Below are 14,815 nucleotides of genomic sequence, written 5' to 3' on the forward strand. Positions count from 1 at the left end.
GATACTGCCTTGTCCTGGGTGCGGTGCCAACGGCTCGGAGCGAGTTCTGTTACCGCTGGTTACGTGTGGGGGTTGGTGACGGGTCACGCGGTGTGCTGCGGGCCCACCGCGACGACGTCGCCGATGACGATGACGGCCGGGGGCCGCACCTCGTGGGTGCGGACGGCGTCCTCGACGGTCTCCAGGGTCGCGTCCACGCGGCGCTGGGCGGCCGTGGTGCCCTCCTGGACCAGGGCGACCGGCGTCTGCGCGGACTTGCCGTGCGCGATGAGGGTCTCGGCGATCCTGCCGATCTTGTCGACGCCCATCAGGACGACGAGGGTGCCGCGCAGCTTGGCGAGTGCGGGCCAGTCGACGAGCGAGCGCTCGTCGTCGGGCGCGACATGGCCGCTGACCACGGTGAACTCATGAGCGACGCCGCGGTGGGTGACCGGGATGCCGGCCGCGCCGGGCACGGAGATCGAGCTGGAGATGCCGGGGACGACCGTGTACGGGATGCCCTCGGCCTCCAGCGCGATGGCCTCTTCCATGCCGCGGCCGAAGACGTACGGGTCGCCGCCCTTGAGGCGTACGACGGCCTTGCCCTGCTTGGCGTGCTCGATGAGCGCGTTGTTGATGGCCTCCTGGGCCATGTAGCGGCCGTACGGGATCTTCGCCGCGTCGATCACCTCGACGTGCGGCGGGAGTTCGTCGAGCAGGTCGCGGGGGCCGAGCCGGTCCGCGATGACGACGTCCGCCTCGGCGAGGAGGCGACGGCCGCGGACCGTGATCAGGTCGGGGTCGCCGGGGCCGCCGCCGACCAGGGAGACGCCGGTGGTGCGCTTGCGGTGGTGCGGGGCGACGAGCGTGCCGTCGCGCAGGCCCTCGACGATCGCGTCGCGCACGGCCGCCGTGTGGCGGGGGTCGCGGCCGGCGGCGTCGGTGGTCAGGACGGCGACCGTGACGCCTTCGGAGCGGCCGGTGGCCGGCGTCCAGGCGGTGGCCGCGTCGGCGTCGTCGGAGCGGACGCACCAGACACGGTGGCGCTCGGCCTCGGCAGAGGCCGCCTCGTTCGCGGTGCGGTCGCCGGTGGCGATGAGGGCGTACCAGGCGTCGGCGAGGTCTCCGTCCGCGTACGGGCGCCGCGACCAGGTGAGTTCACCGCCGTCCGCCATGGCCTCCACCGAGGGTGTCGCGGTGGGCGAGACCAGGTGGATGTCGGCGCCCGCCGCGATGAGGGCCGGGAGGCGGCGCTGGGCCACCTGGCCGCCGCCGAGTACGACTACGCGGCGGCCGGTGAGACGGAGGCCTACGGGGTACGCGGGGTGTTCTGCGGCCATGGGCGTGCGGCTCCTCGTGCGGGTGGCGCGTGTGACGGGTGATGCCTGTACGGGGCTCGCTTCGGCGCTGGAGCGGGCCTTTGACGTGCGGGTTCAGCGTACGGGGCGGGCGGGACCACTGTCCCGGCCCGCCCCTGTGGCATTGAGGGCTGCCGCCCTCGGCCCTGCTACTTCTCCGTGACGCCCGCCGAGTCGAACGTCGCCACCTCGTGCATCGCACGGGCCGCGCTCTGGACGATCGGCAGGGCGAGGAGTGCTCCCGTGCCCTCGCCGAGGCGGAGGTCCAGGTCGACCAGGGGGCGCAGACCCAGCTTGTTCAGGGCCGCCACATGGCCGGGCTCCGCGCTGCGGTGGCCCGCGATGCAGGCCGCGAGGACCTCGGGGGCGATGGCGCGGGCGACCAGGGCGGCCGCTCCGGCGCTGACGCCGTCCAGGATCACCGGGGTCCGCAGCGACGCGCCGCCCAGGAGGAGGCCGACCATCGCCGCGTGCTCCAGGCCGCCGACCGCGGCGAGGACGCCGATCGGGTCGGCCGGGTCCGGCTGGTGCAGGTCGAGCGCGCGGCGGACGACCTCGACCTTGCGGGCGTGGGTCTCGTCGTTGATGCCCGTGCCACGGCCGGTCACCTCGGACGGGTCGACGCCCGTGTAGACCGAGATCAGGGCGGCCGACGCCGTGGTGTTGGCGATGCCCATCTCGCCGGTGAGGAGCCCCTTGTTGCCGGCCGCGACGAGGTCGCGGGCCGTCTCGATGCCGACCTCGATGGCCGCCTTGACGTCTTCGCGGCTGAGGGCGGGACCGGTGGTCATGTCGGCGGTGCCGGCGCGGACCTTGCGGGGCAGCAGGCCGGGGGTGGCCGGGAGTTCGCTCGCCACGCCCACGTCGATGACGCAGACCTCGGCGCCGACCTGGTTCGCGAACGCGTTGCAGACCGCGCCGCCGCCGAGGAAGTTGGCGACCATCTGGGCCGTGACCTCCTGCGGCCACGGGGTGACGCCCTGGGCGTGCACGCCGTGGTCACCCGCGAAGATCGCGACGGCCGCGGGCTCCGGGATCGGGGGCGGGCACATCCGGGACAGGCCGGAGAGCTGGGCAGAGATGATCTCCAGCATGCCGAGCGCACCGGCGGGCTTCGTCATCCGCTTCTGCCGCTCCCACGCCTCGCCGAGCGCCTTGGCGTCCAGCGGGCGGATGTTGGAGACGGTCTCGGCGAGCAGGTCGTGCGGGTCCTCGCCGGGCAGGGCGCGGCGGCCGTACGTCTCCTCGTGGACGACCCACGACAGCGGGCGGCGCTTGGACCAGCCGGCCTGCATCAGCTCGGGCTCGTCCGGGAACTCGTCGACGTAGCCCACGCAGAGGTAGGCGACGACCTCGAGGTGGTCGGGCAGGCCGAGGGTGCGGACCATCTCGCGCTCGTCGAAGAAGCTGACCCAGCCGACGCCGAGGCCCTCGGCGCGGGCCGCGAGCCACAGGTTCTCGACCGCGAGCGCGGAGGAGTACGGGGCCATCTGCGGCTGCGTGTGGCGGCCGAGGGTGTGGCGGCCGCCGCGCGTCGGGTCGGCGGTGACGACGATGTTCACCGGGGTGTCGAGGATGGCCTCGATCTTCAGTTCCTTGAACTGCTTCGCACGGCCCTTGGGCAGGGACTTGGCGTACGCGTCCTTCTGGCGCATGGCCAGTTCGTGCATCGTGCGCCGGGTCTCCGCGGAGCGGATGACGACGAAGTCCCAGGGCTGCGAGTGGCCGACGGAAGGCGCCGTGTGCGCGGCCTCCAGGACGCGGAGCAGCACGTCGTGCGGGATCGGGTCGCTGCGGAAGCCGTTACGGATGTCGCGGCGCTCGCGCATGACGCGCAGGACGGCCTCGCGCTCGGCCTCGTCGTAGCCGGGAGCGGCCGGGCCCGCGAGGTCGTCGGCCGGGGCCAGCGTCTCGGGGGCCGCGTCCGCCATGTCCTGGATGGCGGGCTCGGACTCGCGGGGGGCGGGGACGAGGGTTTCCGGCTCAGACACTGCGAGCGCCTGCTCCGCCTCGGCGGTGACGGGCTCGGCGGCTTCGGGAGCGATCTCCCGCTCCGCCGCGTCCGCTTCGGCCGGGACGGGGGTCTCGGCGAGTACGGGCGAGGGCTCGGCGGGCGCCTCGGGCGCCTCAGCGGTCCCGGAGAGCTCGGTGGCCTCGGGGATGGCAGCGGTCTCGTGCGTCAGCTGCGGCTCGTTCATCGCGTGCGCTTCGTTCATCGCGTGCGCCGCGTCGTTCATCGCGTGCGCTTCGTGTGTCTCGGGTACCACGTGGACTTCGTGTGCTTCTTGCGCTTGGGGGACCTGGTCCGCGGCGGGTGTTTCGGGGGTCTCGTCGATGAGGACGGGGGCCGGGGCGGCGGGCGCCGCCGGTTCGGGCAGCTCGGCCGCGGGCTCGGGCAGCGGCGGCACGACCATGTGCTGCGGCGGCGTCGGCGCCAGGTGCGGCGTGGTGGGGATGTTCCCCTCGACGGGCACGAACTGGCCGAGCGGCTGCGGCGCCTGGTCCGCCTGGCCCTCGGCGGGCGCCTGCGGGAAGTGCTGGCCCTGGACCGCCTCGGGCGCCATGGCGAACTGGCCGGAGTGCGGGTCGAGGGGCAGCTCACCGGGGTGCGCGGCCACGCGCTGGTGCCCTGCATAGGCAGCCACCGGCTCGGGCTGCACCGCGAACTGGGCGCCCTCGGGGCCCTGCGCGACCGGCGCGAACTGCACACCGTTCGGAGCGGAGGAGTAGTCGACGGCGTACTCGGCCGGCGCGGCCTGCTCCTCGGCGAACAGGCCACCGTCGGGAGCCGCGGCGTACACCGGCACCTCCTCGGGTGCGGCGAACTCCGGGGCCGCCAAGGCCTCCGGCGTCAGCTCAGCCGGCTCGGCCTGCGCGGCATGCACGTCCTGCGGATGCTGCGGCGCCTGGGCGAACACGGGGGCGTCGCCGACGGTCTGCTGGGTCGGGGCGGCCGGTGCGACAGGAGTGGCGTCCGGGACGACCGTTTCTGCTGCGACGTCGGGGGCTGCCTCCGCGGCGGTCTCCGCTACTGCGGCCGGCGCCTCGAAGCCCTGCTGCGGCGGCTGTGCGCCCCAGGCAGCGGCACCCAGCGGCGGGATCTCACCGAGCTGCGGCGCCGGGGCGCCCGTCTCGTCGCGCGGGATGTCGAGGTACTCGGGTTCCGTGGTGGGCGGGCCCGCCTGACGTACCGGCATCGGGTTCGGCGGTGTGTGCGCGGGGCCGCGGTCGGCGAGCGAGCGGACGGGGCTGCCCGTGCCGTCCGGCACCGGCGGGCCCATGTGCAGCGGGCGACGCGCGGGCCCGGGGTGCGGGGCGGGCGAGGGCCCCGGCACTCGGACGCCGTTCAGGTCGACGTGGCCACTGTCCCGGCCCGCCGTCTCGTGCGGGCCCGGCTCGTGCGGGGCTGGCATCGGGGCGGCCTGCGGCTCGCCCCAGGCTCCCTGCGAACCCGGCATCAGCAGCAGATCGTCTTCTTCGGTGGGGGTTTCGGAGGGGTCGAGGAAGGTGTACGCACCCGGGGCGGGGACGCCCGGCTGTTCCACCGTGCCTGCGTTCTCCGGCAGCCCCTCGCCCGGAACCTGGCCGGTGTCGGTCATGCGTACCCCTCGCCCATCGGTTAGTGCTTCTTCGGCAGCCCCCGGCCGTCGGCCGGGGATGCGACCCCAGTGACCGGAGCGGCGCACCGACCGCCCGTCATGAAGAACGAGCGTGAGTGCCGTGCGGCACGAGCCGGCTGAGGACAACAGGTATTGTCCCGGTCGGCCGGCTGCCACCGCACCTGGATCGGGCACGGCCCGCTGTGGACTGCGCCACGTTGCGCGTCCTCCGGTCCTGCCGTACCACACGTACCCCAAAAGTGGCGCGTTTTCCGGACATTGACCGACGGAAAGCCGGACGTCCGGGTGCAGTACAACGATCGGCCAGCCTACCGCGCGCCCCGGAGCGACGGGGTCACGGGTTGCGGTCGGGCAACTCCCCGGAGAGCAGGAACCCCACGGTCCGCTCCTTCTCGGTCCAGGCGCGAGTGTCCAGCTCGACGGACTGCAGGAGCGAGCACTCGACCCGGTAGCCGTGCTCCGTCAGGTCCCTGCCGATGAGTTCGGCGGCATCGCGTGTCGCGGCGTGCGTCACGATGCGCTCGGGACGCCGGTCGGCGACGGCGGAGACGACGGCCGCTCCCCCGCCCCCGATGCGTACGACATCGGGTTCGGGCAGGTCTTCGAGGATGTGGGGCGCCGTGCCGTGCACGATCTGCGGCTGCACGCCGAAGCGGCGAGCGGTGGCGAGGGTGCGGGCGCAGGCGTCGGGGTCACGGTCGACGGCGATGACGGCGGCGCCGAAGCGGGCGGCCTCCGCTGTGAAGGCTCCGCTGCCGCAGCCGATGTCCCAGACGAGGTCGCCCACGCGCGGTCCGGTGCGGGCGAGTTGAGCCGCGCGCAGGGGCTCGGTCTCGCCCTCGCCGAGGCCGCCGCCGTACTCGGCGGCGGGAAGGGCCCAGCCGCGCACGCCGGCCGAGGGGGCGCCTCCGGCGAGCCAGGCGCTTTCGTCGGACGGGGCGGTGGTGCCGCCGATGACGATGACGACGTTCGGGTCGCGCCAGGTGTGATCGGCTGCCTTGTCGCTGGTCACGACGGTGACCTGCTCGCGGTCGGTGCCGAGTTCCTCGCAGATGACGAAGGTGCGGTGGACGCCTTCGAGGAGCAGTCCGAGCTCGGCGGGGCCGGCTCCGGGCGAGGTGAGGACGGCGACCTTCGGGTGGGCGCGGCAGACGTTGACGGCGCGGCGCAGGGTGCGGCGGTGGGCGACGACGACCTGGGCGTCGTCCCAGGGCATGCCGGCGCGGGCGAACGCCTGTGCCACGGAGGAGACGGCGGGGACCACTTCGACCTCGAGGCCGAACTCGCGCGCGCGCAGCGTGCGTACGACACCGAAGAAGCCGGGGTCTCCGTCGGCGAGGACGACGGCGGTGCCGCGGTGGGCGGCGATGCGGCGGGCGGCGAGCGAGACGCTGCCGAGCCTGATCCGCTCGGCGCGGCCCGGAACCTCGGGAAGAGCGAGGTGGTGGCCGGCGCCCGCCACGAGAGTTGCGGCACCGAGGGCGGAGCGTGCCGCCGCGGTCAGGGGCGAGCCGTCCCAGCCGATCACCGTGACCCGGTCGGCCATCGTGTCAGTCTCCTGGGGGTTCTTGCGGGTCGAACGGGCTCGGTGAGCGTACCTGGTGTACCTGGGTGCGACCTTGGGGGTCAGTTCCAGTCCGAGAAGGACGTGTATCCACTGGTTTCGGCGAACTCGTCGGAGACGCCGTCGAGGTCCTCGGGCAGCAGGCTCCACACGATGAAGTCGGTCCGCAGGTCCTCCCAGCCGCCGTCCTCGGTACGGGTGCGCGCTATGCACGCGTTGCGCAGGACGCCCTCGCTGATGCAGCCGATCTTCTGGGCGACCTGCTGGGAGGCGGTGTTGTCGGCCGCGGTGCGCAGCTCCAGGCGCTCGAGGCCCTGCTCGCGGAAGAGCCAGCGGGCGGTGGCGAGCGCCGCCTCGGACGCGTAGCCCTCGCCGCGGGCCCAGGGCGCGATGATGTACGACAGCTCGGTGGAGCTCACGTGCCAGTTCGTCTTGCCGAGCTGGACGATGCCGACCAGGCGCTGGGTGAGGAACTCGGTGACGGCCAGGTCGAGGCCGCGGCCGGCGATGCGCTCGGTGGGGGCGTACTGAGTGATCCAGGTGCGGGCCTGGTCCTCGGTGAAGGGCTGGGGCACGGAGGTCCAGGCGGCGACCATCTCGTCGTTCATCATCTCGGCGAGGGCGGGGGCGTCGTCCTCCTCGAGGGCGCGCAGGACCAGCCGATCCGTGCTGATGGAGATGTCCGGGAAGCCCCGAGTACCAGTAGTCATGGCGCCGCTCCGTAACCTTCATGGCCTGGTGAAGTGCCCAGCATGCAGCATGAAGGCACGTAACTGCACCACGGGGTCCTCTCCCGGTGCGGAAGAGGACCCCGTGTAGGTGCGGTCGCTGCGGGTGGTGTCAGCCGGCGGTGACCGGAAGTACCGAGCCCTGGTACCTGTCCTCGATGAACTTCTTCACCTCGGGTGAAGTCAGCAGCGTGGCAAGCTTTTTGACCCGGGGGTCGTCCTCGTTGCCCTTCTTGACGGCGAGGACGTTGTTGTACGGGTTGCCCTTCACGGACTCCACGAGGATGGCGTCCTTCTTGGGGCTCAACTTCGCGTCGAGCGCGTAGTTGTTGTTGATGACGGCCGCGTCGACGTCGGCCAACGAGCGCGGCAGCTGGGCCGGTTCGAGCTCCTTGAAGACGAGCTTCTTCGGGTTGGACGCGATGTCCTGCGGGCTCGCGTTCGCGCCGGCGCCCTTCTTGAGCCCGATGACGCCCTTGGAGGCGAGGAGTTCGAGCGCCCTGCCCTCGTTGGTGGTGTCGTTCGGCAGTGCCACGGTCGCTCCGTTGCGGAGCTTCGTGACGTCGTCGACCTTCTTGGAGTAGACCCCCATGGGCGGCAGGTACACCTCGGTGACCGCGCTCAAGGTGGTGCCCTTGGACTTGTTGAAGTCGTCCAGGTAGGGCTTGTGCTGGTACAGGTTGGCGTCGAGGGAGCCGTCCTGGAGAGAGGTGTCCGGCAGGACGTAGTCCGTGAACTCCTTGATCTCCAGGTCGAGTCCGGCCTTCTTCGCCAGGTGCTGCTGTACGTACGTGAGGACTTCACCGGCCGGCGTCGGGGTGGCGCCGACGACGAGCTTGCCGCTCGTGTCGCCGGAGCCGGACCCCGAGTCGCCGGACCCGCAGGCCGTCAGGCCGAGCGCGAGGGCTCCGGCGATGACGGCGGCGGGAATCGTGGCGGTGCGCATCGCGGCGATCAGAAGGAGGGAAGGACGGAGCCGGCGTACTTGTCCTCGATGAACTTCTTCACCTCGGGCGACGTCAGCAGCTTCGCGAGCTTCTCCACTCGCGGGTCGTCCTCGTTGCCCTTCTTCACGGCGAGGACGTTGTTGTACGCGTTGTTCTTCGTGGACTCCAGGGCGAGGGAGTCCTTGGCGGGGTTGAGGTGGGCACCGATCGCGTAGTTGCCGTTGATCACCGCGGCGTCGACGTCCTGCAGGGAGCGCGGGGTCTGGGCCGCCTCGACCTCCTTGAACTGGAGGTCCTTCGGGTTCTTCGCGATGTCCTGCGGGGTCGCGGTGGCCTCGGAGCCGCTCTTGAGCGTGATGAGCTTGTTGGCGGCGAGGAAGCGCAGGGCGCGGCTCTCGTTGTCGGCGTCGTTCGGGAGGGCGATGGTGCCGCCCTTCTTCAGGTCGCCGAGCTTCTTGGCCTTCTGGGAGTAGAGGCCGAGCGGCTCGAGGTGGACCGTGGCGACCGACTCGAGGTGCGTGGCGTTCTTCTTGTTGAAGTCTTCCAGGTACGGCTGGGTCTGGAAGTAGTTGGCGTCCACCGACCCGTCCTCGGTCGCCGTGTTCGGCGTGACGTAGTCGGTGAACTCCTTGACCTCGAGGTTGAGGCCGGCCTTCTTCGCCAGGTGGTCCTTCACGTACTCGAGGATCTCGGCGTGCGGGACGGGCGTCGCGGCGACGACCAGCGGGTCGGACGCCTTGGCCTTCGTGTCGCCCTTGTCGGAGCCGCAGGCGGTCAGGCCCAGGGTGAGGGCGCCGGTGGCGAGGACAGCAGCGGTGATCTTGGTGGTGTTACGCACGAAAAGTGCCTTTCTCCATGGGTGGTGCAACCCGCCGGGTGGGACGGGGAGACAGGGACAGCGGTCAGCGGGTCAGCGGGTCTTGGCCGGGGTGGCGTCCGCGGTGACGGGGCCGCCGGGCAGCAGGCCCGTGAAGGCGCGGAAGCGGAGCGGTTCGCCGCCCTTGCCTGCCCGGCGGTGCAGGACGCGGGCTCCGCTGTCGCCCGCGAACTGGATGACGGCGATGGTGACGGCGAGGACCGCCACGATGATCCACATCAGCTCGGCCTCGAAGCGCTGGTAGCCGTAGCGGATCGCGAGGTCGCCGAGGCCGCCCGCGCCGACCGTGCCGGCCATCGCGGAGTAGCCGATGATCGCGATGATCGTCGTGGTGGTGGCCGAGATCAGCGACGGCAGCGACTCGGGCACGAGGACCTTGCGGACCACGGTCCAGGTGTTGCCGCCCATCGACTGCACGGCCTCGATCAGCCCGCCGTCCACCTCGCGTACGGAGGTCTCGACGAGCCGCGCGAAGAACGGGATGGCGCCGATCGCCAGCGGCACGATGGCGGCCTCACGGCCGATGGTGGTGCCGACGATCCAGCGGGTGAAGCCCATCAGGGCGACCATCAGGATGAGGAAGGGCATCGAGCGGACGATGTTCACGATCTGCCCGATGACCTTGTTCACCACGGCGTTCTGCAGCAGACCGCCGCGGTCCGTGAGGACCAGCAGGACGCCGAGGGGCAGGCCCGCGACGACGGCGATCAGCGTGGACCAGCCGACCATGTAGAGGGTGTCCCAACATGCCTGGGACAGCAGCGGCTGCATCTCCGACCAGGTCACTTGGTGACACCTTCCTTCAGCAGTACGGGCGCGCCGCCCTGATGTCCGTGGATCTCGACCTGGAGGCCCTGCTCGCGCAGGAAGCCGATCGGCACGACGTTCTCGTCGAAGCGGCCGGGCAGCTCGATACGCATGCGGCCGACCTGCTTGCCGGCGACGGTGTCCATAGCGGCGCCGAGGATCGAGATGTCGATGTTGTACGTGCGCGACATCTGGGAGATGACCGGCTGGGTCGTCGACTCGCCGTGGAAGGTGACGTCGATGACCGTGCGGTCCGCGCCGCTGGCGTCGCCGCTCACCGGGAAGAGCGCGGCGGCGAGCTCGGATCCCGGAGTGGCGAGGAGCTCACTGACCGTGCCGGACTCGACGATCTGTCCGCGCTCCATGAGAGCGGCGGAGTCGCAGACCGTCTTGACGACGTCCATCTCGTGCGTGATGAGCAGGACGGTCAGGCCGAGCTGCTGGTTGAGGTCGCGCAGGAGCTGGAGGATGGAGCGGGTGGTCTCGGGGTCGAGGGCGCTGGTGGCCTCGTCGGAGAGCAGCACCTTCGGGTCGCCGGCCAGGGCGCGGGCGATGCCGACGCGCTGCTTCTGGCCGCCGGAGAGCTGGGCCGGGTAGGACTTGGCCTTGTCGGCGAGGCCGACCAGGTCGAGGAGCTCCAGCGCCTTGCGGGACCGCTCTTTCCCCGACTTGCCGAGGATTTCGAGCGGCAGCTCGATGTTGTCCTGGACGGTGCGCGAGGACAGCAGGTTGAAGTGCTGGAAGACCATGCCGATGCGGCTGCGTGCCTCGCGCAGCTCCTTGCCGGCGCGGGAGCCGCGGCCGACGAGGGCGGTGAGGTCCTGACCGGCGACCGTCACCGTGCCGGAGGTGGGACGCTCCAGGAGGTTGACGCAGCGGATGAGCGAGGACTTGCCGGCGCCGGACTGGCCGATGACGCCGTACACCTCGCCCTCGCGGACGTGCAGATCGACGCCGTCGAGGGCGGTGACCTCTCGACCGCGCGAGCGGTAGACCTTGGTGAGGCCCTGGGTGGTGATCACGTGGGATTCCGTCACTGTCGATTGCGCGGCGCGGGTGAGCGCCTGCGGCGGGCATTCATGGTCGGGATCGGCCTGGACGCAGCACGGTTCTCGCTGTGGCGGTGGAACCGGGGGGAGACTGTGCGCGGGGCGGCCCGGTCACGTACGGCGTAAGTACGTACTGGGCACGGCGTTTCGCTTCGGGGCGCGAGAAACAGGCGGTGCGGGGGCCCTCAGAAGGCGCACATTCGACACATACAACGAGCACCGGGCGTCATCGTCGCCTCGGTCGCAAGGGTGCGGCTGCTCGTCGTGGTCATGCGAAAAGTAAAGCAGAAGTGCGCCGGGATCCCCGAACCGCTGTCCGAATAGCGGACAGCCCTGGACGGTGCCCGCCCCGGTCCGAGCCGCACCCGGTACCCCGTGCGGCCAGTGCGGACAGGGGCAGGAGGTGGTTCCCGCCCTCGTACGAGCCGGGCCCGGAACCCGGCGCGCTGTGGCCAACGCCACGGTGGCGGGGCCGCGCGCACCGGGCCTTTTCGGCCGTAATAGGGTCTCGGCATGCTTGATGCCCTGACGGTCGCGACCGCTGTTGCCGCGCTCGCGCTCGCCGCCTGGTGCGGCTTCGCCGCCTACCGCGACCAGCCGACCAAGGACTGGCACTTCATCGGCATGGCGGTGGTGTCGCTGCTCGCCACGGTCCAGCTGATCGTCGGCATCGTGCACCTGGCACGCGGCGAGAAGCCCGACCAGGGCACGACGATCTTCGTGGCCTACCTGATCGGCGCGTTCGCGTGCATCCCGGCGGCCGGCTTCATGTCGCTCGCCGAGCGCACCCGCTGGGGTTCGGTGACGGTGGCGGCCGGCGGCATCGTGCTGGCCGTCCTGCAAGTGCGGCTCTACGACATCTGGGGAGGCTGAGGTGTCCGTGACCTCACAGAGCGAGAGCGGCGGCAAGCCGCAGAAACTGACCAGCGGCCCCGGCACGCTGCTGGTGTGGCTGTACGGCGTGATGGTGGTCGGCGCGGTCTCGCGCTCGGCCGTCCAGATCTCCACGGAGTTCGACCACGCGCCGCTCGCCTACTCGCTGTCGGCGCTCGCGGGCATCGTGTACGGCTTCATCACGTACTCGCTCGTGCGCGGCGGGGAGAAGGCCCGCAAGGCGGCGCTGGTGTGCTGCGCCGCCGAGCTCGTGGGCGTACTGACCGTGGGGACCTGGACGCTGGCGGACCCGTCGGCGTTCCCGGACGCCACGGTCTGGTCGGACTACGGCATGGGCTATCTGTTCATTCCGGTACTGCTCCCGGTGACCGCGATGTTCTGGCTCAACAAGGCGCGCCGGGCTACGCGCTAGCGCCTGCCGACAGGAACCGGGCGACAGCAACTAGGCGACGAAGGCGCCCGCTTCCGCCTCCTTGGTGAGCGTCACCACGGTGAGCCGCTCGTCGACGCGCTTCGTGGACACGGCCGCGTAGCCGTGCTTCCGGTAGAGCCGCAGGTTGTGCTCGCTGCGGTGGCCGGTGAACAGCTGGAAGCGCTTGGCGGCGCCGTCGACGCCGAGCTTCGCCTCGACGGCGTCGAGGAGCCGTCCACCCAGGCCGTGGCGCTGCATGCGCGGGTGCACGACGAGCTTGCCTATCCGGGCCGTGCCGTCCGCATCCACGGCGCCCCGCACCGCGGCCACGACTTCCTCCCCGAGCCGGGCCACCAGGACCGTGCCGCCCGCGAGTTCGGCCCTGACCGAGGCGAGCGGTTCCGTCAGCGGTTCGATGGAGTAGTCGCCGTAGAGCTCGGCCTCGCTCTGGTAGCACAGGTACTGAAGTTTGAGGATCTTCTCGGCGTCCTGCTCGGTCGCCGCAGAGATGATCACGCTCATGCCCATGTGTGCATGCCTCCCGCTCACCTGCTCCGCCGGTTGTCTATCGCTCCTTTCCCCAGGGTTCAGGAGCCGCAACCTCTGCTGCCAGCATTCTGCGCAGGCATCCCAGACATCTGGAACGTTCCGGACCGAGGCTGCCCTGTGAGATACCCAACTCCCCTGCGATCTCACGGTAGGTGAGGTCCTGTGGTGACAGGAGAGCGGCCACGACGCGGGGGCAGCGCCCGGGCAGTCTGCGCACGGCGGCGTGCAGCGCGCGGTGGCGGTCGCCGGCCAGCGCCCGCTGTTCCGGGCCGTGTTCGAAGTCGTCGGCGGGCTCCGTGACGTACGGGATCTCGCGCAGCGCGGCGTGGCGGGTGCGGCGCGCCTCGGATCTGACGGCGGCGGTGAGCCAGGCCGCTGGGTCGGCGGGTGGGCCGTCGGTGTCGATGCGCTCCAGCAGGCGCAGCCAGACTGCCTGTTCGAGGTCGCCGGGTTCGCCCGCGCCGTCAGCGGTCTCCGCCGAGACCTCGGCGGCGATGAGTGGGCGCAGGGCGTCGATGACCAGGTCGTACGTCATGCCGGGCGGGACGCGGCCGCCCGGACGTGCGGTTGCCGGGGCGGCCGCGCGTCACCCCAACCGGGGCCGGGGTGCGCGGTGTTGACGGTGAACTGAGGGAGGTCAGGCCTTCAGGAAGTCCTCGCGGGCGAGGAGCGCCGTGTCGCAGTTGTCCGAGAAGATGCCGTCGATGCCGGTGGCCAGATAGGCCTTGAAGGCGCCGAACGCGTCGCCGTAGGCGTTCGGGTCGGTGCCCTTCTTGAAGTCGGCGGGCAGGAAGGTGTTCTCGTTGCGCATCGTGTACGGGTGCAGGATCAGGCCCGCGGCGTGCGCGTCCTCGACGAGCGTGGTGGGCGCGAGGAGCTTGCCGTCCTTGTCCTTGGGGATGACGAGGTCGAGCGTGGGGCCGATGCCCTGGGCGTACGAGGCGATCTCGTCGAGGCCCTTGGGGGTGATGAGGTCGGCGACGGTGCGCGGGTCACCGGCGTCGACGAAGTCCCAGGGGCGGGAGTTCGCGGTCGACAGGAGCACGACGAGCGGGTTGTCGACCAGCTTGTTCAGGCGCTGGATGCTGGTCGGCTCGAAGGACTGGAGGAAGACGGGCGAATTCTTCCTGTTCACGCCGTACTTGCGCAGGAGCGGGGCGACGCGCTCCTCGAGGCCGAGGCCGAGCTTGCGGAAGTAGGTGGGGTGCTTGGTCTCGACGTGGATCCACACCTCCTTGCCGCGCTCGCGGCTCTGCCGCTCCCGCCACTTGAGGACCTCTTCGAAGGTGGGGATGTCCCAGCGGCCGTCGTAGAGGGTGTTGCGCTGGCGGTTGGCCGGGATGCGCTCCTTGGCGCGCAGGGTCTTCAGCTCGGCGAGCGTGAAGTCCTCGGTGAACCAGCCGGTGGTGGCGACCCCGTCGAGGCTCTTGGTGGTCTTGCGGCCGGCGAACTCGGGGTGCGCGGAGACGTCGGTCGTCCCGCCGATTTCCGGCTCGTGACGGCATACGAGGTGACCGTCCTTGGTGGGCACGAGGTCGCCCGCCTCGATGACGTGCGCGCCCATGTCCAGGGCCAGCTGGTACGAGCCGAAGGTGTGCTCCGGGCGGTAGCCGCTCGTACCGCGGTGGGCGATGACGGTGGGCACAGGCAGGCTCTTGTAGCCACCACCGCCGTGATGTCCGCCACTGCCGCGCTCGTCGGCGCTCGCCACGCCGGGCGCGCCCAGGACGGCTCCGCCCGCGCCGAGCACCGCCGCACCCAGTACCGAACGGCGGCCGAGCTGCGACCCCCGGGACTCCTGTGACTTCCGCATCCCCATTGAGCACTCCTCCCACATCGCTGCCTTGCACCTGTCAAAGCGCACCGATCGTAGGTGTGCGGGAGTGTCCAGTGGGAGACCTTGGGCCGAACGGAAAGGTGATGCGGGGTGACTCCTGCGCGCCGCGTGACGGCCAACGGAGCGTAAATGAGGGTCAACACTGCGTATCGAGTGCGTGAACCCGATGTGCAACAGGCCGGGGGCCGCGAGTA

Annotated in this window: 13 protein-coding genes; 2 read left to right on the forward strand and 11 right to left on the reverse strand. The window is 71.2% G+C overall.

The window, feature by feature from the left end; translation table 11 throughout:
* Window positions 1–83: 83 nt before the first annotated feature.
* From cobA to CG723_RS32270, 8 genes are all read right to left on the reverse strand, one after another.
* Window positions 84–1,319 (reverse strand): uroporphyrinogen-III C-methyltransferase, encoded by a 1,236-nt coding sequence (gene cobA / locus CG723_RS32235; RefSeq protein ID WP_100597029.1) that lies wholly within the window; start codon window positions 1,317–1,319, stop codon window positions 84–86.
* 167 nt (window positions 1,320–1,486) lie between these two features.
* A complete protein-coding gene (gene cobT / locus CG723_RS32240; protein WP_100597030.1) occupies window positions 1,487–4,936 on the reverse strand; it encodes a nicotinate-nucleotide--dimethylbenzimidazole phosphoribosyltransferase in 3,450 nt (1,149 codons plus the stop codon).
* A 355-nt stretch (window positions 4,937–5,291) separates the two neighbouring features.
* Window positions 5,292–6,503 carry a precorrin-6y C5,15-methyltransferase (decarboxylating) subunit CbiE gene (gene cbiE / locus CG723_RS32245; RefSeq protein WP_100597031.1) on the reverse strand — a complete coding sequence of 404 codons (1,212 nt, stop codon included), beginning with the start codon at window positions 6,501–6,503 and terminating at the stop codon, window positions 5,292–5,294.
* Between the two features lie 80 nt (window positions 6,504–6,583).
* Complete coding sequence (locus CG723_RS32250) at window positions 6,584–7,231, reverse strand: GNAT family N-acetyltransferase (protein WP_100597032.1); 648 nt, start codon at window positions 7,229–7,231, stop codon at window positions 6,584–6,586.
* A gap of 130 nt (window positions 7,232–7,361) precedes the next feature.
* Window positions 7,362–8,195, reverse strand: coding sequence for a MetQ/NlpA family ABC transporter substrate-binding protein (locus tag CG723_RS32255; protein ID WP_100597033.1), 834 nt, complete (start codon window positions 8,193–8,195; stop codon window positions 7,362–7,364).
* Between the two features lie 8 nt (window positions 8,196–8,203).
* On the reverse strand, window positions 8,204–9,034 hold the full coding sequence (locus tag CG723_RS32260) for a MetQ/NlpA family ABC transporter substrate-binding protein (protein WP_100597034.1): 831 nt from the start codon (window positions 9,032–9,034) through the stop codon (window positions 8,204–8,206).
* A gap of 72 nt (window positions 9,035–9,106) precedes the next feature.
* Window positions 9,107–9,859, reverse strand: a complete 753-nt coding sequence (locus CG723_RS32265; protein WP_100597035.1) for a methionine ABC transporter permease — start codon at window positions 9,857–9,859, stop codon at window positions 9,107–9,109.
* The gene (locus CG723_RS32270; RefSeq protein WP_199841982.1) at window positions 9,856–10,902 is read right to left on the reverse strand and encodes a methionine ABC transporter ATP-binding protein; all 1,047 of its coding nucleotides are present in this window, start codon (window positions 10,900–10,902) and stop codon (window positions 9,856–9,858) included. Before CG723_RS32270 ends, CG723_RS32265 begins: the two co-directional genes overlap by 4 nt.
* A gap of 540 nt (window positions 10,903–11,442) precedes the next feature.
* Here CG723_RS32270 and CG723_RS32275 point away from each other — a divergent pair.
* Both CG723_RS32275 and CG723_RS32280 read left to right on the forward strand, forming a co-directional pair.
* Window positions 11,443–11,802, forward strand: coding sequence for a hypothetical protein (locus tag CG723_RS32275; RefSeq protein WP_100597037.1), 360 nt, complete (start codon window positions 11,443–11,445; stop codon window positions 11,800–11,802).
* A gap of 7 nt (window positions 11,803–11,809) precedes the next feature.
* Complete coding sequence (locus tag CG723_RS32280) at window positions 11,810–12,235, forward strand: hypothetical protein (protein WP_100597131.1); 426 nt, start codon at window positions 11,810–11,812, stop codon at window positions 12,233–12,235.
* 30 nt (window positions 12,236–12,265) lie between these two features.
* Here the strand turns inward: CG723_RS32280 and CG723_RS32285 are convergent, their stop codons facing one another.
* The 3 genes from CG723_RS32285 to CG723_RS32295 form a co-directional block, all read right to left on the reverse strand.
* A complete protein-coding gene (locus CG723_RS32285) occupies window positions 12,266–12,763 on the reverse strand; it encodes a GNAT family N-acetyltransferase (protein ID WP_100597038.1) in 498 nt (165 codons plus the stop codon).
* Between the two features lie 37 nt (window positions 12,764–12,800).
* Window positions 12,801–13,319 (reverse strand): RNA polymerase sigma factor, encoded by a 519-nt coding sequence (locus CG723_RS32290; protein ID WP_100597039.1) that lies wholly within the window; start codon window positions 13,317–13,319, stop codon window positions 12,801–12,803.
* A gap of 102 nt (window positions 13,320–13,421) precedes the next feature.
* Window positions 13,422–14,603 (reverse strand): glycerophosphodiester phosphodiesterase, encoded by a 1,182-nt coding sequence (locus CG723_RS32295; RefSeq protein WP_100597040.1) that lies wholly within the window; start codon window positions 14,601–14,603, stop codon window positions 13,422–13,424.
* Window positions 14,604–14,815 lie beyond the last annotated feature (212 nt).

The organism is Streptomyces sp. CB01635 (assembly GCF_002803065.1).
Classification (GTDB): domain Bacteria; phylum Actinomycetota; class Actinomycetes; order Streptomycetales; family Streptomycetaceae; genus Streptomyces.

Coding starts and splice junctions, on each gene's coding strand:
- CG723_RS32275 (WP_100597037.1), top strand. CDS start 11,443: ATGCTTGATGCCCTGACGGTCGCGACCGCTGTTGCCGCGCTCGCGCTC.
- cobA (WP_100597029.1), bottom strand. CDS start 1,319: ATGGCCGCAGAACACCCCGCGTACCCCGTAGGCCTCCGTCTCACCGGC.
- CG723_RS32290 (WP_100597039.1), bottom strand. CDS start 13,319: ATGACGTACGACCTGGTCATCGACGCCCTGCGCCCACTCATCGCCGCC.
- cobT (WP_100597030.1), bottom strand. CDS start 4,936: ATGACCGACACCGGCCAGGTTCCGGGCGAGGGGCTGCCGGAGAACGCA.
- cbiE (WP_100597031.1), bottom strand. CDS start 6,503: ATGGCCGACCGGGTCACGGTGATCGGCTGGGACGGCTCGCCCCTGACC.
- CG723_RS32285 (WP_100597038.1), bottom strand. CDS start 12,763: ATGGGCATGAGCGTGATCATCTCTGCGGCGACCGAGCAGGACGCCGAG.
- CG723_RS32255 (WP_100597033.1), bottom strand. CDS start 8,195: ATGCGCACCGCCACGATTCCCGCCGCCGTCATCGCCGGAGCCCTCGCG.
- CG723_RS32295 (WP_100597040.1), bottom strand. CDS start 14,603: ATGGGGATGCGGAAGTCACAGGAGTCCCGGGGGTCGCAGCTCGGCCGC.
- CG723_RS32250 (WP_100597032.1), bottom strand. CDS start 7,231: ATGACTACTGGTACTCGGGGCTTCCCGGACATCTCCATCAGCACGGAT.